The sequence below is a fragment of the Paenarthrobacter sp. Z7-10 genome, assembly GCF_026932795.1.
Taxonomy (GTDB): domain Bacteria; phylum Actinomycetota; class Actinomycetes; order Actinomycetales; family Micrococcaceae; genus Arthrobacter_M.
This window is the reverse complement of sequence record NZ_JADPVH010000018.1, coordinates 1-18359: the sequence shown is the minus strand read 5'-3', so window position 1 is coordinate 18359 and position 18359 is coordinate 1. Positions and strand designations below refer to the sequence as shown.

The window sequence follows — 18359 nt, the reverse complement described above, 5'->3', positions numbered from 1 at the left end:
TAGAATTTCTGCTCCAGCCGGCTCCGGCGTCCGGCGGCCCTCGCACTTCTAACCGTTGGCCTAACTTATAATGAGGCACGTCGGCATTCGCCGTTCGCAGGTCAGCAGTCCCTCAGCCAGGAGAGTTGTGATGAAATTTCCATCAGCCAGGGGCCCGGTCAGCGCCTCGTTGCTTGACGTTCTTCGCGGCCCTGCTGATCAGGGCTACGAGCAAACCCATTCTTTGCGGAAGGCCGCCACTCAGGGAGTGGCGGCCACAGAAAGCCTAATCAGCGACGAAGACCTTCAACTCGCCCTGTTCTGCCTCTACGAGCTTCATTACGGTGGACTGGATGGCGCGGATGAGCGTTGGGAGTGGAACCTGGGGCTGCTTGCCGTCCGCCAGGGCATCGAGGCAAGATTCGAACAGGAGCTGCGCGCCGCCGTCGAGCTTCCCGACTTGGACGCCGTCAGCAGCGACGAGGTGGCGAGCGTGCTGTTCGGCCTCGCCGCAGTGGATAGCGGCCCATCCATGTCGCGCTACGTTGCCAAGGAGGCTTCTCTGGAGCAGCTGCGCGAGTTCCTGGTCCACAAGGCCATTTACCAGCTTAAGGAAGCCGATCCCCATACCTGGGCGATTCCGCGTCTGAACGGTCGTCCAAAAGCGGCGATGGTTGAAATCCAGGCCGATGAGTATGGCGGTGGCCGTCCCGACCGCATGCATTCCGCGCTCTTCGCCCGGACCATGCGTGGGCTTGCCCTCGACGACACCTATGGTGCCTACGTTGACGCCGTGCCGGCCCTTACGCTGGCTTCAACGAACATGATGTCCATGTTCGGATTGAACCGCCGGCTGCGCGGGGCGATTGTGGGACATTTGGCCATCTACGAAATGACCTCCGCACAGCCCAACAAATTCTACGGAAACGGCTTTCGCCGGCATGGTTTCAGCTCGGATGTCACCTGGTACTTTGACGAGCACGTCGAGGCCGACGCTGTGCATGAACAGATCGCGGGCAGAGACCTTGCCGGTGGTCTGGTCGAATCGGAACCGGCGCTCCTTGCGGACGTATACTTCGGCGCGATGGCCGCCCTGGCTGTCGATGCGCAGCTTTCCGCACGGACGATGGCCGCGTGGAAGGCCGGAGACTCCTCGCTGCGGGCGCCGCTGCCCGTCAACGCCTGAGCCGTGGCAGAGATCAGCGGACTGCCCCCGGAGGCAAGCTATATTCTACCGCTGCGCTGGAGCACCGATGAGGGCCTGAGCGAGTTGGTCTCCTACCTGGACCGGCTTACCGGCTGGATCGACGTGATCCTCGTGGATGGCTCAGCGGAGCCTTTGTTCCAGGCGCACGCAAAGGCATTTACCCGCGCAGTCCGGCACGTAAGGCCGCAAGTCAGGGCCGGTGCCAACGGCAAGGTGGCCGCGGTAATGACAGGAGTGGCCCTGGCGCAGACGGAACTGCTGGTGCTTGCCGACGACGACGTGCGGTACGAGGGTGCGCCCCTGCGGCGGGTGCTAAGCCTGCTCAGCGACGCGGAGGTGGTACGTCCGCAGAATTATTTTCTGACGCTCCCGTGGCACGCACGCTGGGATACCGCCCGGAGCCTGATCAATCGGGCCTTTTCGGCTGATTTCCCGGGGACTTTGGGCGTGCGGCGCTCGGCTTTGGTGGCCACGGACGGCTATGACGGGGACGTGTTGTTTGAAAATCTTGAGTTGCTCAGGACCATCAGGGCGGCCGGCGGACGGGAGTTGCGGGCCAACGATGTGTTCGTTGGACGCGTTCCCCCAAGTGCCCGGCATTTCCTGCACCAACGAATCCGCCAAGCCTACGACGATTTCGCCCAGCCCCGGCGTTTGGTTTTCGAACTGTCGTTGCTGCCGGCATTCCTGACCGCCGGCTACCAAGCCGTTCGCCGTCATCGGCCTTGGTGGGCGCTCATTTTGCTCACGGCCGCCTGCACCGTGGCCGAAGCCGGACGACGAAAAAACGCTGGTCGGCAGGTCTTCAGTCCCAGCGCCGCCCTTTGGGCGCCCGTATGGTTAGTGGAGCGCTCCGTCTGCATATGGGCCGCCGTCGTCCTCCGCGGAACCGGCGGTGTTTCCTACTCCGGGAGCCGGCTCAGCCTTGCCGCCCACTCGTCCAAGCAACTGCATGCTCAGCATGCGGGAAAAATACGCAGCGCCCAGAGAAGAGAGCACCCATGATGGACGAGCAATCCCTGCCACAGCGGGAGAAGGAACCCCAAGCGGCTGTCGTCGTCTGCCCTGACGGCCCGCTGCTGATCCGAGGAGACTTCGAGATCGTCTCCAGCAGCGGGGAGTTACTTCCCCGGCAACGCAAGACCGTCGCCCTGTGCCGGTGTGGCGCAACGGGGATTAAACCCTACTGCGACGGCAGTCATAAGCTGATCGGCTTCCGGACCGAATTTACCGAACCCGAACCCAATGAGGCTCAATCGCCGTAACGCAACCAATCGCTGGTGCCTCTGATGGAATTCTTCTTCGTAGCAGGGCTTGCCGCCTCGTTGGGTTCCGTTGCGGGCGCCTTGGGTTCCACTTTCGACAGTGTGGACGATGTCCGCGACGCGACGTACAGCCAGCGGGAAAATGCGGGCCACAAACTCGCTCAGCAGCAAGAAGGCAAGCAGCGAAGCTGGATCGCCATGAATCGAAGCCGTGGACCTAGTCCTCGCCTCCTCGATCAACGCCGGTCTGTGCAGCTGCGGGTGGAGTTTCCCCCGGTGGCACGCCACCGCCGGGCTCCAGACCGGTAATGGACTCGTCGGCGGGGTTCGGATTCACGCCGTCGTACTTATCCACAGACCGCTCCTCGCCCGACTGTCCGTCCTTGCCTGGCTGGTCCGGATTCGTGGGATCATTTTCCGGGTGGTAGCTGCTCATGCTCCTGCCTTCCTGTCTGGGTCCTGAAATGCCAGCATAACCATCGAGCGCCGGTTTCCGCCCTGTGCGCCCGGACGACGAGTTCTTCCTGACGTTTGCGACGCGCACCCCGGGCGCCCGTGTACTGGACCTGGGCTGTGGTACCGGGCGCCTGTCGCTGGCGATCTCGGGCAAGGGCTGCAGCGTCGTGGGGATCGATCCGGACCTGCCGTCGCTTGCCGCCGCCCGTGCCCAGCCGCACGCCGACCATGTCAGCTGGGTGGCGGGGGACTCCCGGGCCCTGGAGACCACTGAGCGCTTTGACGCGGCCATTATGACGTCGAACGTGGTCCAGGAGATCCTCGATGATACAGAGCTGGCCCGCTCCTTCGCGGACATCGCGGCGCATCTTGTTGGCGGCGGCCGCCTCGCTTTTGATGCGCGGGACCCCAGGGCGCGCGGATGGGAGGCTTGGACCAAGGCGCGCAGTTCCAAGGTCGTCCATCTGCCCGACGGGGACAGCCAACATTGGTATCAAACCACACGGGTCGATGAACAAACGGGGATGGTGGACTTCAGCTCACACGAAGTAACTGTCGACGGCGTAGAACATATTTCGCGGGGTCCGATCCGCTTCCGGTCCGAGGATCAGCTGCGTGCCATGGTGGCCGGCGCTGGTCTGGCGATCGACGACGTCTGGGGCGGCTTCCGCGGTGAAGCAGTGGGCGACGGCGTGGGAAGTCTCGTGTTCACAGCGCACCGACCGTGAGGCCCCTTGTCAGGTGCCGGGACCTCGGCGAAGAACAGCTGCGGAAAGCCTCTGCTGCGCCGTCTCCACTTACTCTTCCTGGCCTCATCCAGCACCTGGCGGAGGTGGAGCGGAACTGGTTTCGCCGGGTGCTCACCGGCGAGCAGGTTCCGCCGATTTACTCGCTTGCGGCGGACTCCGAAGGGCCCGACGGCGGATTCGACCTCAGCGACGATGTCACCCTCGGGACGGCCCTTGCCGGCTGGCAAAGTGAGGTCTCGCGTGCCCGCGGGAACTGCGGCGTCCGCGCGCTGGAGGAGACCAGTCCCTTTAACAGTTCAGAGGTGACTCTGCGCTGGATCTACATCCACATGATTGGGGAATATGCCAGGCACGTCGGCCACGCAGATCTGATCCGCGAACGAATCGATGGCCGCACCGGCGTCTGACCGTCCCGTAATCGCAGTTCCAGTCCAGTCCCCAGCAGCGAGACGACGACGAGCGGCAGGCTCGCACCCGCTGTGTGTGGACGGGCCAGTGCGCGGCAGCCGACTGCCCAGCTTTAGGGGTTACCTTAAGCAGAGGGTAACCGGGGCGGACGAGGAGGAGTGTGCATGAGGGTCAGGCAGGGCAGGTTGCGGGTGCCGGAAATTACGGTGCTGTTCTGGGTTATCAAGGGACTGTCGACAGCGATGGGCGAGTCTACAAGCGATTATCTTGTGCACGTAATCGGACCAATTCCCGCTGTCCTCCTCGGATTCGCCGGCTTCGTGGTCGCCATGCTCATCCAGTTCAGGGCCGGGCGGTACATCGCCTGGCGCTATTGGCTGGCGGTGGTGATGGTGGGCGTGTTCGGCACGATGTGCGCGGATGTTCTCCACGTTGGTTTCGGAGTCTCCTATGTCGCCTCGTCAGCGTTCTATGCGGCAGCCCTCGCCGCAGTCTTCCTCGCCTGGCGGGCAGTGGAGAAGACGCTGTCGATTCACGAGGTCGACACGCCCCGGCGGGAGGTCTTCTACTGGTTGGCGGTCGTGTCGACCTTCGCTTTGGGAACAGCGCTCGGTGATTTGGTCGCCTACACGCTCACCTTGGGTTATTTCGGGTCGACTGTCACTTTCGCCGTCATCATCCTGATCCCTGCCCTCGGCCACCGGTTCGGTTTCAATTCAATCTTCGCCTTCTGGTTCGCCTACGTGGTGACCCGGCCGCTGGGCGCCTCCGTGGCCGACTGGCTCGGGAAGCCTTCCGATGCCAGCGGACTCGGCATCGGCGCCGGCTGGGTGGCGTTGGTCCTGACGATTCTGATCGCGGTCTTCGTTGCTTACCTGACCGCAACGCGCCGGGACGTGCAGAAACCCGGCAACCGAGCTGCGCTGGAGGCGGAATTCGACCACTAAGCGCCGAAAGTCCTAAATTCGATGACTTGGTCTTTCTCTAAGCGGACTGGGTGGATGTCAGTGCTATCGACCTCTACCGATTTCCGGCCGGCTCCGATAGCGTGTGGCGCATGGACTGGAAACTTGAACTCGTCTTTGTCCCGGTGTCCGACGTTGACCGCGCCAAGGACTTCTATGTGAACAAGGTCGGCTTTCACGCCGATTTCGATGAACAGCCCAGCGAATCCATCCGCTTCGTTCAGCTCACTCCGCCGGGCTCCGCCTGTTCCATTTGCTTCGGCGAGGGCCTCACCGATGCTCCTGCGGGCACCGCCCCCAGCCTGCAAATGGTGGTGAGCGGCATCGAGGCAGCGCATGCGCAGCTGAAGAACGCCGGCGTCGACGTCAGCGACATCGACGTTCAGGACTGGGGCCAGTTCGTGCATTTCGCCGATCCGGACGGCAACAAATGGTCGGTGCAGTACATCCCCAGCCGACCCAACGGCTGACGCCCGTCGCCGACCGCTTGAGTGGACACCTCAGGAGGCGTAACGGCGCCCGCTGGCGTTTGAGATTCTGTTAAAGTTGTGTGAGGCTGCACCGCTCGGGACAACGGGTCGATGCGTGTGCCGAAGGATAGGGGCCGGTCGACGGAAAGAACGACGGCCGTGCACTGCCGGAAGCCCCGACGTACCACCTACGCGAGAGTGAAACAGCAATGAGCCTTATCCGGCTGCAGGATGTTAATGTCCGTTTCGACAAAACACAGATTCTGAGGGAAGCGTTTTTCAGGCTCGAATCCGGCGAACGGGTTGGCCTGATCGGGAAGAACGGTTCGGGGAAGTCCACTCTTCTGAAACTCATTCTCGGCCAGGTGACGCCGGACACCGGGACGGTCTCCGTGGAGCTGGGGACCAGGGTGGGTTACTTTTCCCAGTTCTCGGAACTGAACGGCGAAGCCACGATCACAGAAGTCCTGGACTCTCTGTTCGAAAACATTAAGGTGATCGGGACCGAGCTGGCCACGATCGATATGGCCATCGCCTCGGATCCTCAGGAGGTGGAGCTGGACCGGCTGATCCGGCGCCAATCCGAACTCTTCGAGGAGATGGACCGTCTGAACGGCTGGGATTACCAGCGCAAAATCGACAAGGTCCTCACCACCTTGGGCTTCAATGAGGCGCACCGACTTTGCGCGATCGACGAGCTCTCGGGCGGCTGGCGGAACCGCGCGGCACTGGCCAAGATACTGTTGGAAGACCCGGATGTGCTGCTGTTGGACGAACCGACGAACTATCTGGATGTCGCCGGCGTCGAATGGCTTGAGAACTGGTTTCGGGATTTCCGCGGTGCCGCCGTCGTCGTCTCCCACGACCGCAGGTTCCTGGACGTCGTCGTCACGCGCATCATTGAGGTGGAAAACTATCATCTGCATGAATATCCGGGGAATTTCGGCGAGTATGTGGTGGCGAAACAGTTCCGCCTCAAAACCCTTGAGCAGCAGTTTGTCCATGAGTCCGAGCTGCTCGCCTTTGAGGCCGAAGGCATCCTCGATCGCCGTGAGGCGGCCAAGGCGGCCGGCCGTGGCCTGGGCAATCAGCTGGCGAAGATCAAGAAAGCCCGCAACCCGCGGCCGGTCGATCAGATCATTACCGGGATTTATGGAAATCTGCACGTCAAGGATGTGCTCTGCCGGGTCGAATTGCTCGGCAAATCTTACGGCGACAAGCTGCTGTTCTCCGGGTTGAGCTTCGAGATCCGCCGCGGTAACCGGATTGTGGTGCTGGGATCCAATGGCAGCGGCAAGACCACGCTGCTGCGGGTGCTGGCGGGGGGGGAACCCACCGATTCCGGCGAGGTGGTCTGGGCCAAGGGCGCCGGCGTGGCGTCCTATAACCGCGTGCTTGCCGAGCTCGACGACGACGACACGGTCAGTCATGCGGTTAATGCGCTGCCGGGCAGCCTTGCGTTCACCGCGACGAAAAAATCGGTAAACAGCTTCCTGGCAATGTTCCAGTTCTCCGAGGCGGACCTCAAGACCCGGATCGGCAATCTGTCCGGTGGGCAGCGGGCCCGTGTGGCCATGGCACAGTGCCTGCTCTCCGGCGCCTCGGTGCTGTTGCTGGACGAACCCACCAACCACTTGGACCTGTCCAGCACGCAGGTGATGGAACGGGCGCTGCTGCATTTCCCTGGTGCAGTCGTGGTGGTCACCCATGACCGTTTCTTCAGCGACAAGATCGCCAACCGGCAGCTCGTGTTCGGCGCCGACACCGGTAAACCGGGTGAAATCGACGTCCGCGCGGCCTGACTAGGGCAGGTCCTGGGCGATCTCCCAGATGTTGCCTGCCGGATCGGCGAAGGCAGCGGTTCGCTTGCCCCATTCCCGATCGAGGGGCCCATTGAGCAGTGCCACGCCACGACGGGCGAGATCCGCGCACACGGCATCGGTGTTCTCCACCCAAATGCTGAACATAAAGCGCGCCCCGGTGCCCGGGCCAGCGGCGGTGGCCGGCTCAACGAGTTCGGGCGCACCGGAACTCTGGAGCAGGTTAATCATCGTATTGTCGAACTTTATAACCGCGGAGCTCTCATCTTCGTAGATCACCGGCAGGGTGAAAATGTCCTGATAGAACGTCTTGGTGCTCTGCAGATCTTCAACGAACAGGGTAATGGCTCCGATGTTGTTCAGCGCTGCACTCACCTGTGAGCCTCTTTCGTTTCAACGGTCGCCAACGCGCCGGCAGGGAACGCGGATGGTGCAATGATGTGATCACCGTAACATCACCGCCGTCTGCCGGGTTGCGTTCCGATCAAGACCCGCGCTTTCGCACAAAAAGGTTGCACTACCTACCGGCCGATTCTAAGGTCTGCATGAGCAGTGGTAAACGGCGCATGAGATGGGTGGCACAGCATGGCCAAGTTGATCTACTCGGGCATCACCTCCCTGGACGGCTATGTCGCGGATGTGGATGGCAGCTTTGACTGGTGCGCTCCGGATGAAGACGTGCACGCCTTCATCAACGAGCTGGAGCGGCCAGTGGGCACGTATCTTTTCGGACGCCGGATGTACGAGGTGAAGGTTGCCTGGGAAGATCTCTATGCCGAAGAGGGCGAAGCGTCCGTCGGGCAGGACTTTGCCGGAATATGGCATGCGGCGGACAAGGTCGTGTACTCGACCACATTGGCGTCGGCGCGCAGTGCCAAAACCCGGATCGAGCGCGAATTTGATCCAAATCTGGTGCACAGGATGAAGACGACGGCGGAACGGGACATCTCCATCGGCGGTCCCACCCTCGCGGCGCAGGCGTTCACGGCGGGTTTGATCGATGAGGTAGGGCAGTTTCTGACTCCCCTCATGGTCGGCGGCGGATTGAGGTTTTTCCCGCCGGACGCCCGGCTGCAGCTGGAACTGCTGGACGAACGCCGTTTCCGGAACGGCGTGGTGTACCTGAAGTACGGCGTGGTGTCCTAGGAACACCGCGCGTCTGCGGCATTCAGCCTGTTCCCCGGCGAGTGGCGGCTTAATGGAACCATGTCCACCCGCAGATCAACCTCCTATGCCCTGGCTGAGCTGCGCGCCCGCGAACATTGGGATAACCGCGAGTACGCTTCCGCCTGCGACTGCGCTCAAGAAGCCGCAAAAACAGCACGCCAGGACGGGGACCACCTTTCCTGGTAGGCAGATGACGCTTTTCCGTGCGGAGTGCCTGCGCGAGCAGGGAGCGGTGCAGCAATGCGAAGAACTGGCCAGGAGCCTGGCCGGCCACCCGATTGCGGCGGACGTGGCGCTGCTGGGCAGCCGGGCGTCCACGCTGCTCTCCTTAGCGCTGCGCGGGCTTGGGCAGCTGCGGCAGGCCGTCACCGCGGCAACGGCTGCGGCGGTTCGCGCTGAAGCTCACGCGGCGGTTGCCCCGGGGCCGGAGGCTACCCCGCTCCGGGTGCAGGCACAGCTGGCGCTGATCTCGGCGCTGGCTGAGAGCGACCGGGTGCCCGAAGCCTGGACGGAATGCCAGCTGCTGGAGGACCTGCTCACCGAAGATATCGATGGACAAATCGCGGGCAAAACGTATTGGGCCATTGGAAATGTCGCGTTCCTGCGCGACCGTGTCCAGGAGGGGCAGCGGTACCATGAGCGGGCCGCCCGTCATCTCTCTCCCGCCACGGACCTGGATCTCTGGGCCAAATTTAATTCGGATTCGGCTCAGATGCGCCTTACAGCGCAGATCGTTGATCAGCAGACGCTCGAATGCATTGAGCGGGCCGAACTGGCCGCCGAAATAGTTGGCGGTAATCCACCCGAGCGGCTCGAGCTTGTTATGACCCGCGCGCAGTGGCATCACCAAATGGGGGAGACGGACGAAGCAGTGGAGCTGTTGCGTCCGGTCTGCGCTCAGTTCGGGATGCTGGCCAGTCACACCGCAGGCAAGGCGTCATTCCTGCTGGGCCGATGCCTGCAAGAGCAGGGGCAGGCACGGTAGGCACTGCAGCACCTGTACGGCGCCGCGAGCTACTTCGAACGGGCCGGCGCCAGTGAAAAAAAGGCGCAGGTCCGGCGTCTGACCTGCAGTGGAACAGTGGTTGGCGCTAAGGATTCTGTCCCGGTGGCAGGGTTCGGGGGTTGCTGGTTGGGAGGTGGCGGTAGATGGATGCGCGGGAGACGCCGAGAGCTTTGGCGATCTGGGTGGGACTTTCGCCTTTGGCCTGCCTGGCCCGGGCGGCTGAGAGGGTGTCGGTATCCATGACTGTTGGGCGCCCGCCGGTGCGGCCTTGGGCCCGGGCGGCTGCGAGGCCGGCCATGGTTCGTTCGCGGATCATGTCGCGCTCGAGTTCGGCGAACGCAGCCATCATGACGAAGAAGAATTTCCCTTCTCCGGTCGGGTTGTAGGTCCCGGTGAGGGTGCCGGTGAGAATCCGCAGGCCGACTCCTTGGTCGTGGAGGCTATCGGCGATGGTGAGGACTTCTTTCACTGACCGGCCGAGGCGGTCCAATTTCCACACGCACAGGGTGTCTGTCGGACGGAGATGGTCGAGGGCTTCGGCGAGCCCTGGGCGGGCGGTGGCGCGGCTGGAGATTTTGTCTTCGAAGATCCGGCCGCAGCCGGCCGTTTTGAGGGCGTCTCGTTGGAGTTGGGCGTCTTGTCCGTTGGTGGAGACGCGGGTGTAGCCGATGAGATCGAAATGTTGGGTCGCCATTCTTCTACTGTCGCACAACCCATCTCACAACACCGGTATTCGCCGACCTGTTGTGAGATGGGTTGTGGACGGATTGGTGTCGGTGCGGCGCCTGGTGCCGGGTCGTCTCAGAACCGGTCGAATATGCAACAAGACCAGTAGGCCATTTTGTTTGTTGTCCTGTGCGTGTTGTCACCAGGCGGCATGACCGAGCAGATACCGCCTGTCGGCGAACGCCGTGTGGTGGGTTGACCTTCCAGCGACGGGAAGGTTCAGGCTGAAAAGACCTGAAGGAAGAAACCAACGAAAGGTTCACTGTGTCTTTGATTGAAAATCAGACCAAGCAGATCATCGAGATCCTGGGCGACTGCGTGGCGAAATGCGGCGCGTGCGCCCAGGACTGCGCGAATCAGGGGGCGATAAGGACCTGGCTAAGTGCATCGCGCTCTGCTCCGACTGTGCTGAAATCTGCAGAACCTGCATTTCCCTCCTGGCCCGGGGCAGCGATCTGACAGCGGAAATCTGCAGGCTCTGCGCTGAAGCGTGCGACCGGTGTGCCGAAGAATGCGAACGCACCGGCATGGATGAATGCGCCGACGCGTGCCGCGCGACCGCTAAGGCCTGCCGCCAAATGGCTGGTTAGGCAGCGCCGTTCGGGTCTGACGGACATGTTCAATGAGCTGGCAGATGCCGTTGGCGGTCGCTGGTGGAAGCCTATCTGCCTCGGATGCAATCTCTGTTAGTTGCTCACGCAGCAGTTCGAGTTCTTGTATACGTCGGCCGATCCCTTCCAGCTGTGCATCAAGAACATCACGCACATACGCGCAGGGTGTCTCTCCCCGTTCCCTAAACGAGAGGATTTCCCTGATCTCATCCAGGGTGACGCCCAACCGCTGGGCGGTGCGGATGAACGTTAGCCGGTCGGGGAACGACTTATCGTAATCCCGATACCCTGAACCCGTCCGGGCAGGCTCCGGGAGAACTCCAATGGATTCGTAGTACCGAATCGTTTTCGGATTTACGCCCGCCGCCTGGGCAACTTCACCAATTCTCATCATTCCTCCCACCCGAATATTACAGCCGGGTGGAAGGTTGTGGCGTAAAGGCCAGGACTGCCAACACCACTGACCTGGAAAAATCGGACCATGCCTACCCGGACTTCACTCACATCCTTGCTGAAACAAAAGCCGTACCGGATCTTATGGACGGCACGGACCATCTCGCAATGGGGGGGATGCCTTCAACACCGTTGCCCTGGTCCTGCTGGTCTACTCCCTGACCGGCTCCGGGTTAGGGGTTTCTGGGGTGGTGATCGCTGAAATCATCCCGGTCCTCCTTCTGGCCCCCCTGGCCGGGACGCTGGTGGACCGGCTGCCACGGGTAAAAGTGATGATCACCGCCGATCTCGTCAGAGCTGCCCTGGCTTTCGCACTGCCGTTCGTTGACACCAATATCATCAACGTCTACCTCGCAGCCGTCGGCCTGTCCGCGGCAGCGGTATTCTTCAACCCTGCAGCACAATCCGTGTTGCCCTCCATCGTGAAAGAACGCGAACTGGTCGCTGCTAACAGCGGGATCTGGACCGCGGCCGTCGTCTCACAAATTGTTCTCGCACCCTTGGCCGGAGTCGTCGCCGTAAGGTTCGGATATGAGTGGGCGTTCTGGATCAACGCCGCGAGCTATCTCGTCTCAGCGGCGGTACTCCTGCGCTTGAAACTACCGACCCAACCTGCAAGCGCGAAACGTTCTTCCTGGTACCGGGGACGCCCGCGAAGGCCTCGCCGAACTCGCGGGCCACAAGATGCTTCGGGCCTTGGCAGCGACTCAATTCCTGGCCGCACTCTCAGCCGGCGCGACCGGCGCGCTCCTCGTCGTCCTAGCACAAGACCACCTCCAACTCGAGGAACAAGATTTCGGGCTGCTCCTCGGTGCAATCGGTGTAGGAGCCGCACTTGGACCGCTAGCGCTATCCAAAATTACTGATAACCCACGACGACCGGAATTCGTTCTTGGGCCCTTCGTGCTACGCGGGCTCATTGATGCCGTCCTAGCCACCGTCACCGGGCTGATTTCGGCGATGACTGCCCTAGTCGTGTACGGGCTAGGCACATCCACCGGGGCGGTCACGTTCAACTCCCTCCTTCAAGCAGAAGTCCCCGAGAAACTGCGGGGACGGATTTTCGCCACCTTTGACATGCTCTGGCAATCCGGAAGGCTAATCTCCCTGCTCCTAGGCGGCCTCGCCGCAGACCTGTTCGGTATTAGGGCAGTTTTCTACATCGGAGCAGCCCTCTTGTTTGCTGCCGCATTGACAGGCTGGAGGGGACTCCAAACGGTATCCCCCGAGAAGATGAGACGATAGCCGACCACCCTCGCCGCTACCTGGCTCAACGTTCCGGATACTTCTACAAACCGCCGTCCGAAACCGAGATTAACCGCCAATCCTAGCTAACAGTCACAACCGGGAGCACATATGAAGGGGACGGTCCGGGGTCATGGGACTGTGTCGATGCTAAGTTCCTTTACCAGGGCCAGCACCTGGTTCTTGATATCGTCGCGGACCAGGCGCATCCCTTCCATCCCGTCGATGCCGCGCAGGGAGGGTTCGTCGGTGTCCCAGTTGTGGATCTCAATCCCCGGTATCGGGTCCACAACCGCCTCGCTGCCGAGAGTGATGATCAGGTTGACGTTGGCGAGCATGTCGGTGGTGATGGGTTTGGTGTGTTCGCCGCTGATGTCGATCCTCAGCTCCGCCAGGGAATCCACGGACTGGGCGTTCAGGGATGTACCGGGTTTGGTGCCAGCGGTGTAGACGGTGACGGCATCCCCCGCGAGGTGGCGCATGAGTCCGCCTGCCATCTGGGATTTTCCGCCGTTCTTCAAACATACGAAGAGAACGAGGTAGGAGACTGCCCCGCCGAGGGGTCGCGGATCAGGCTTAGGGGTCACACCACTTTTTCAAGACCATCATCATTGCCGTAAGGCTTGGGTACCTTTTTTTGTGGCCGGGTGCGGGGACTTGGGCTGGAGGGTGTCAGATTATTTGCCTTGCCAGCAGGCCAGTACGGCGGTAGCGACTTCGTACGCCAGCCCGTTCGGTGAGAGTGCGTCGGGTCCGATCTCCGCTGGCAGCTTGGAGGCGTCCACGTGGAGGGTCATGCTGTCCTTGACGAAGGCCACGGTTCCGTCCGAGGTTTCAAAGGCCGGAAGCCCCAGGTTGGCGAGCCCCCCCGATGGGACTGCTGCTGGAAATCTTGGTCAGGAGGGCATCGAAATACTTTTTCGCGGCCGCAGGATTTGCCGATTCCTTCACGGTGAGTACCAGGGGGCCATCGGCAAGGGCATAGGTGCAGGTGTACAGCTGGTTCATCCAGCTGCTGACGGGCTTTGGCTTGTCCTGGAGGGCCAGGATTTTGGCGACGTTGTCCTGCGTTTCCTGGCCGCACACCATTTTGGTGGCGTCCGTGGGCTCACCGACGGCCGGACTTTTGGCAGCCTTAATGCTGGCTGACGGGCTATCGGAGGACGGGCTGGGAGATACGGACGTTTCGGGCGCGGATGCGCTTGGGGATAGAGATGCTGCTCCCGGTGCAGGGGAGCGCTGCGAGGCTGAGTCAGCCGCAGAGGCGGCGCAGCCGGACAGCAAAATCAAGGCAGCTGTCAGCATGGCCAAATGCCGTTTAGGAATGTTCATCATGTACTCCCATTCGTTTTATTTCCATCCCCGCGTCTGCGGCGTCGCCGAACATGGCATCGATGTGTACGGGGTTCCGGTCGGCTCGCTGAAGGAGGCTCGCTGCCACTCCCGAGCGGTAGCCGGAGGCGCAGTGCACCCAGATTATTCCGGCAGGCACTTCGTGCATTCGGGTGAGCAGTTCGTGCAGCGGGATGTTCACAGCTCCGGTGATGTGCAAGGCTCGGTATTCGTCCGTGCGGCGCACATCGAGGAGGGTTTCCCCTTCCGTACGTTCGCGTGGAACGTCTTCCCAACCCACGCGTCGGTAGTGGACCGCAGGTGTGCCGGGGGCGAGCTGGGCCGGTTCGTTTCCGATGGCGGCGTCCGGGGAATCGATGCCAATGCGGGAAAGATCCCGGATGGCGTTTTTGACGTCTTGGTGGGCACCGACCAGCGTCAGCTGCTTATCCCAGGGCAGGACCCACCCCAGAAAAGCCGTAAAGCTGGAACCGTCGCCATATTCGAAGCTCACGGTGCCCTGCAGGTGGTTACTGGCAAACGCCACACGGTTGCGCAGGTCTACGACCCACTCCCCTTCCGCGAGGCGGCGGGAAAGCTCGGCGGCCTCGAGGGAATCCGGTACGGATAGGTCCGCCGGCCCGGGTCCGAAGGTGTTGGCCGCGCCCATGTGGGCGTAGTACGACGGGTAGGCGCTGAGGTTGGCGATCAGTTCCTCAACGAAGTGTTCTTCGTCAGGATCGGTCAGGGCGTGATTGGACTGCAGCTGCTCGCCCACGGTCGAGGAGCCGGCGCCGGTTGACGGGCCGGAGGAGCAGAAGGATCCGAAGCCGTGGGTCGGGTAAAGCTGGGCCTCATGGCCGGCCGCCTGGACCAGGCGGCGCACGGAGGCGTACTGGTCGTGCGTCAATTTGACGGTGTCGTCGGTACTGACCAGGTCTGTGCGCCCCACCGAGCCGTAGAGCAGACTGCCGCCGGAGAACACCGCCTGGTGCCCGGCCTCGGAGGTGACGATGTAGGAGAGGTGCGTGTGGGTATGTCCGGGAGTTGCGACGGCCTTCACAAGCATTTTTCCGACGGCGACGCTCTCGCCGTCGGCTATGGGCTGGTGCTCAAACGTCACCGGATCGGCGGCGTTGACCAGGTAGGCCGCGCCGTGGCTCAGCGCCAGTTCCAGGCCTCCAGTGACGTAGTCGTTATGCATGTGGGTCTCGGCAACGTGCGTGATCCGCACGCCTGCCTCGGCGGCGGCCTTCTCCACCCGGTCGATGTCCCGCTGCGGGTCGATGATGATGGCTGCCTCGCCGTCGTGCACGAGGTAGCTTCGGTCCCCGAGTTGGGGGGTGTCAATGACGATCACGTCCATACTTTTTGCTCCTTAATCACTTTTGCTGTCCCATCAGTGGGCTTCGGATGGGCTGGAAGAATTCTTTGGTGCGTCCCCGTCGAGCCGGGCGCAGGAATCTGAGCCGTCGCCCACGGGCTCGTGGTCCTGGCGGGCGCCCCCACTGGTGCTGGGAACCTGATCTTCGGTCCCGGTCGACGGTGTCAGGTGTGAAGGACGGAGGCAACGGGTGCGTGCGATCATAATCGCAAGTCCGGCCGTCTGCAGGACGGCGATGATCACCACGACCGTGCCGCCGGCTTGCTGGTCGTGGAGAGGATCCATTCCCCACGGCCGGCCCATGGCGCCGTACCACTGCGGTTGCAGGAGATCCGTGCCGGCCGCAAGCGCGATTCCCAAAACCGCAAAGCCCACTAAAACCACTCCGACCGCAATAAGGGGCCCTGCGGATGGTCTGGAGAAAGGTGAGTGCCCTCGAATGACTGATGTCACGAAAAGTGAGCCCGCCAGAAGGAGGTGGACCATCATCCACTGATGACCGATTTGATTGCTAATGCTCCACCGCAGCACAGGTGGGTAATAAAAGATCAGCAGCGAGGCCAGGAGCACTCCTGTGGCAGCGAGTGGGGCGGTGGCGACGACGACGAGGCGTGAACGGGCGATCACCCTTATCCATTCCCGGCCACCGCGGCTTCCGTCACCGCGGGCCCTGATGGCCCGTCCCGCCAAAGCCACCGGAGCACCTGCAACCAGAAGCAGCGGAATGATCGTAAGCAGTGCCATTTGGGTGATGGCATGTGCGCTGAAAAGGAACCCACGGTAGGCGTTGACGCCGCCGTTGCTGATATAGAGCAGGGCCAGGGCACCTACGAGCCAAGATACGGTTCGGTGCGGGGGCCACCGTTGACCACGCCGATGCAGACGTCGCACGCCTGCCACATAGGCGAAGATACCGACGCAGCACAGCAGTACCCAAATCGGATCGAACCGCGTTTCCAGTAGATAGTGCCAGAGGGTCGGGTAGGCGGGTAACCGATGATCGACCATATTCTCTGCCAGAGTCGCATAGGCGCTCGGGACGTTACCATTTGGATCATCGACGCGGGCAAGTGCGGCGGCGATCCCTGATGCTATGCCCAGGAAGGCCAGTTCCCCCGCGACGAGCCCCCAAAAGTATTTGATGCTTCCCACTCCACGGGACTCCATTGCCCTGACGATCCAGCGGCGTTGTAGGAAACCGGCTGCGCCCAGGACGAGGAGGGCAGCCCCCTTGGCCAGGACCAGAACTCCATAGGGGGACCAGAGGTTCTCGAAGCTGCCGATGCTTATCGTTGCTTTGAGGTAACCGGACGCGGCAAGAACGATGTAGCAGATCAAGGCAAGGGTTGAATAGCGTCTCACTACCGGGACGAGCCGGTCGGCTCTCAGGAAGGGACGCACTGCCACGAGCGCCATCATGCCGCCCAGCCACACGGCGGCGGAGATGATATGCAGGCCCAACGCCGCCATTCCCGGTTCATGGTTGGCCCCGTAGTTCGGATGACTGTTAAGTGTCAGGGGCACCATGCCCACGGCCGCCAGCACACCCACCATGGCCACTGCGCCGATATTTCCGACAATTAAGCACCCAAGGGCAACAGTTGCCGCGATCAGCGTAGTCACGGACCACGTTTGCCCCAGTCCGATAGTGGTGAGGAAGAGAGGAAACTGGGGGCCGAAGGCGTTTCCGAAGTCAAGCACTCCAGGGGCGGCGTCAATATATGACAGGACGGCCGAAGCCGCCGAGGTGACGGTCCAAACCGCCGCCCACGCCGCAGCGAAATTAAGTGCTCTACGGTACTCCCGCGTGCCCGGGCTCAGCGCGAAACAGATTAAAATCAATGTTCCGACGGTGCCCGCCGCAGAAATGTTGAAGAGTAACTTGGCCAAGGGCAGTACCCATAGGACCATCGCATCGGATCCACGCGCCGCTTCGAAGCTCACACCGCCGTAGTTCAATGCCGCCAGTGCGGCCCCAAAGGTGAAGGCAAGGATCCCTGCCGGTATGGCGCCTCGGATCAGTTGTGACACTACGTGAGCCGGGTGAAACTTGTCCGGCTGGCACCGATGTTGTGATCGTACCTCCAACATGGGGGGCCACCTCGCCGGCGCGGGAGGTGGAGGTTACTCATCATGAACTGACTCCTCGAACGTCGTTTGCCTGTGATCCGGATCCTCAATCGGTACGGCACTCCATCCTATAAATACTATAGAGGCTAGTAACTTATCGCTAACCTGGCCTTACCGTACGTTGGATGCGTACGGTAAGGCCCATCTCCAGCACAGATGCCAAGGGGCTGTAAAAGCGGGGGCGCCATGGCTGGTGCTGTCCGGTAGTGGCCGGAAAGGCCGGAGGGCGGGGGCGTCACCAAAAAAGGAACGATGCCGAATGGATCGGCGGCCCGAGGGAATTCTCCGCCATCGCCCGGAACCGCGGAACGGACGAGGGAATGGATAACCTCAGGTGACGCGGAGGGGCCAAGCGGGGTGGAGGCCCTGGATCCACTGCCGGAGAGCGCACTCACCGTCGTCTTCGTCTTCGTCTTCTGCTCCCTCCCACCGGTGGTTGTCAGTACGCGGGCCCGGCGGCCGTGCAGTGGGCCATAATCCTTGGGCGATCGGGGCGTGGCGCATCCGCTTCGGGGCTGACAGCCCGCCCGTTATCCGGTGCCGTAGCGCACAGTGGTGGGCGTGAGCCTCATCGAAGTCCGCTGCGGCGAAGGAGTCGGCGTCGTTTTCCTGAGCCCGCACATACGGGCCAACGCGCTGGCACGCGGATGGGCCCCTTCGGGCGGACCCGGACCCGGATTCGGTCCGAGCCGGTTCCGGCGAGCACCTGACGGTAGGGCCACAGCTGAGATGTCCACGCGCACTCTCTCTGACGGGGCCGTTTATTGGGTAGCGTCCACTACCGTGGTGTAACCGGCCCTGATGGGCGTGTTGCGATAGCGTAGAGGCGGTCACCGCGTGATCCTTGGAAATGACAGTCCAATGTCTTTCCTGAAGGAGAACTCCGCGATGACCGCACCTTATTCTATCGATCCGACCCGTTTCCTGTCCGAGCAGCTCGAGCAGGCCTCCCCGGATCTGCTGCGCCAGATGCTCCAAACCTTCAT

General features: G+C 62.1%; 21 protein-coding genes and 1 pseudogene. 14 read left to right on the top strand and 8 right to left on the bottom strand.

Annotation, left to right across the window (positions count from 1 at the left end):
• The first annotated feature begins 130 nt into the window (after positions 1-130).
• Genes IV498_RS07340 through IV498_RS07330 form a run of 3 tightly spaced genes read left to right on the top strand, consistent with a single transcriptional unit; the run spans position 131 to position 2451 of the window.
• Positions 131-1165: an iron-containing redox enzyme family protein gene (locus IV498_RS07340; protein WP_269045912.1), complete on the top strand. Its 1035-nt coding sequence runs from the start codon at positions 131-133 to the stop codon at positions 1163-1165.
• 3 nt (positions 1166-1168) lie between these two features.
• Positions 1169-2191, top strand: coding sequence for a glycosyltransferase (locus tag IV498_RS07335; RefSeq protein WP_269045911.1), 1023 nt, complete (start codon positions 1169-1171; stop codon positions 2189-2191).
• On the top strand, positions 2188-2451 hold the full coding sequence (locus IV498_RS07330) for a CDGSH iron-sulfur domain-containing protein (protein ID WP_269045910.1): 264 nt from the start codon (positions 2188-2190) through the stop codon (positions 2449-2451). Before IV498_RS07335 ends, IV498_RS07330 begins: the two co-directional genes overlap by 4 nt.
• A 217-nt stretch (positions 2452-2668) precedes the next feature.
• On the opposite strand, the gene IV498_RS07325 is transcribed toward IV498_RS07330, so the two are convergent.
• Positions 2669-2887, bottom strand: coding sequence for a DUF6480 family protein (locus IV498_RS07325; RefSeq protein ID WP_269045909.1), 219 nt, complete (start codon positions 2885-2887; stop codon positions 2669-2671).
• A 64-nt stretch (positions 2888-2951) separates the two neighbouring features.
• Between IV498_RS07325 and IV498_RS07320 the strand changes: the two genes are divergently transcribed.
• The 5 genes from IV498_RS07320 to IV498_RS07300 all read left to right on the top strand — a co-directional run bounded on the left by IV498_RS07320 (position 2952) and on the right by IV498_RS07300 (position 7301).
• A complete protein-coding gene (locus IV498_RS07320; RefSeq protein ID WP_269045908.1) occupies positions 2952-3635 on the top strand; it encodes a class I SAM-dependent methyltransferase in 684 nt (227 codons plus the stop codon).
• The gene (locus IV498_RS07315; RefSeq protein WP_269045907.1) at positions 3632-4063 is read left to right on the top strand and encodes a DinB family protein; all 432 of its coding nucleotides are present in this window, start codon (positions 3632-3634) and stop codon (positions 4061-4063) included. Before IV498_RS07320 ends, IV498_RS07315 begins: the two co-directional genes overlap by 4 nt.
• A 165-nt stretch (positions 4064-4228) precedes the next feature.
• Complete coding sequence (locus IV498_RS07310; protein WP_269045906.1) at positions 4229-5011, top strand: COG4705 family protein; 783 nt, start codon at positions 4229-4231, stop codon at positions 5009-5011.
• Between the two features lie 110 nt (positions 5012-5121).
• Positions 5122-5499 carry a VOC family protein gene (locus tag IV498_RS07305; RefSeq protein WP_269045905.1) on the top strand — a complete coding sequence of 126 codons (378 nt, stop codon included), beginning with the start codon at positions 5122-5124 and terminating at the stop codon, positions 5497-5499.
• A 209-nt stretch (positions 5500-5708) separates the two neighbouring features.
• Entirely contained in the window at positions 5709-7301 is a 1593-nt protein-coding gene (locus IV498_RS07300) for an ABC-F family ATP-binding cassette domain-containing protein (protein WP_269045904.1), read from the top strand.
• Here the strand turns inward: IV498_RS07300 and IV498_RS07295 are convergent, their stop codons facing one another.
• Positions 7302-7694 (bottom strand): VOC family protein, encoded by a 393-nt coding sequence (locus IV498_RS07295; protein ID WP_269045903.1) that lies wholly within the window; start codon positions 7692-7694, stop codon positions 7302-7304. It abuts the gene before it with no gap.
• A 210-nt stretch (positions 7695-7904) separates the two neighbouring features.
• Here IV498_RS07295 and IV498_RS07290 point away from each other — a divergent pair, with 210 nt between their 5' ends.
• From IV498_RS07290 to IV498_RS07280, 3 genes are read left to right on the top strand one after another with little or no spacing between them, the layout of a single operon-like run.
• Complete coding sequence (locus tag IV498_RS07290; protein ID WP_269045902.1) at positions 7905-8465, top strand: dihydrofolate reductase family protein; 561 nt, start codon at positions 7905-7907, stop codon at positions 8463-8465.
• Between the two features lie 60 nt (positions 8466-8525).
• Positions 8526-8672, top strand: coding sequence for a hypothetical protein (locus tag IV498_RS07285; protein ID WP_269045901.1), 147 nt, complete (start codon positions 8526-8528; stop codon positions 8670-8672).
• A 4-nt stretch (positions 8673-8676) separates the two neighbouring features.
• Entirely contained in the window at positions 8677-9471 is a 795-nt protein-coding gene (locus tag IV498_RS07280; RefSeq protein ID WP_269045900.1) for a hypothetical protein, read from the top strand.
• Positions 9472-9577: 106 nt separating this feature from the next.
• On the opposite strand, the gene IV498_RS07275 is transcribed toward IV498_RS07280, so the two are convergent.
• Positions 9578-10186 carry a recombinase family protein gene (locus tag IV498_RS07275; protein WP_269045899.1) on the bottom strand — a complete coding sequence of 203 codons (609 nt, stop codon included), beginning with the start codon at positions 10184-10186 and terminating at the stop codon, positions 9578-9580.
• Between the two features lie 358 nt (positions 10187-10544).
• Between IV498_RS07275 and IV498_RS19045 the strand changes: the two genes are divergently transcribed.
• Positions 10545-10808, top strand: coding sequence for a four-helix bundle copper-binding protein (locus tag IV498_RS19045; protein WP_442951311.1), 264 nt, complete (start codon positions 10545-10547; stop codon positions 10806-10808).
• Here IV498_RS19045 and IV498_RS07270 read toward each other — a convergent pair.
• The gene (locus IV498_RS07270; protein ID WP_269045898.1) at positions 10780-11223 is read right to left on the bottom strand and encodes a heavy metal-responsive transcriptional regulator; all 444 of its coding nucleotides are present in this window, start codon (positions 11221-11223) and stop codon (positions 10780-10782) included. The genes IV498_RS19045 and IV498_RS07270 overlap by 29 nt on opposite strands.
• A gap of 181 nt (positions 11224-11404) precedes the next feature.
• On the opposite strand from IV498_RS07270, the pseudogene IV498_RS19040 reads away from it, so the two are divergent.
• A pseudogene (locus tag IV498_RS19040) lies at positions 11405-11902 on the top strand (MFS transporter); the annotation flags it as partial.
• A gap of 76 nt (positions 11903-11978) precedes the next feature.
• Positions 11979-12527 carry an MFS transporter gene (locus IV498_RS07265; RefSeq protein WP_269045897.1) on the top strand — a complete coding sequence of 183 codons (549 nt, stop codon included), beginning with the start codon at positions 11979-11981 and terminating at the stop codon, positions 12525-12527.
• Between the two features lie 131 nt (positions 12528-12658).
• On the opposite strand, the gene IV498_RS07260 is transcribed toward IV498_RS07265, so the two are convergent.
• The 4 genes from IV498_RS07260 to IV498_RS07245 form a co-directional block, all read right to left on the bottom strand.
• Entirely contained in the window at positions 12659-13114 is a 456-nt protein-coding gene (locus tag IV498_RS07260; RefSeq protein WP_269045896.1) for an arsenate-mycothiol transferase ArsC, read from the bottom strand.
• A gap of 247 nt (positions 13115-13361) precedes the next feature.
• Positions 13362-13862, bottom strand: a complete 501-nt coding sequence (locus IV498_RS07255) for a hypothetical protein (protein ID WP_269045895.1) — start codon at positions 13860-13862, stop codon at positions 13362-13364.
• Entirely contained in the window at positions 13846-15225 is a 1380-nt protein-coding gene (locus IV498_RS07250) for an MBL fold metallo-hydrolase (RefSeq protein WP_269045894.1), read from the bottom strand. The genes IV498_RS07255 and IV498_RS07250 overlap by 17 nt, the downstream gene beginning before the upstream one ends.
• Positions 15226-15258: 33 nt before the next feature.
• On the bottom strand, positions 15259-17274 hold the full coding sequence (locus tag IV498_RS07245) for a cytochrome c oxidase assembly protein (RefSeq protein WP_269045893.1): 2016 nt from the start codon (positions 17272-17274) through the stop codon (positions 15259-15261).
• Positions 17275-18359: the final 1085 nt, after the last annotated feature.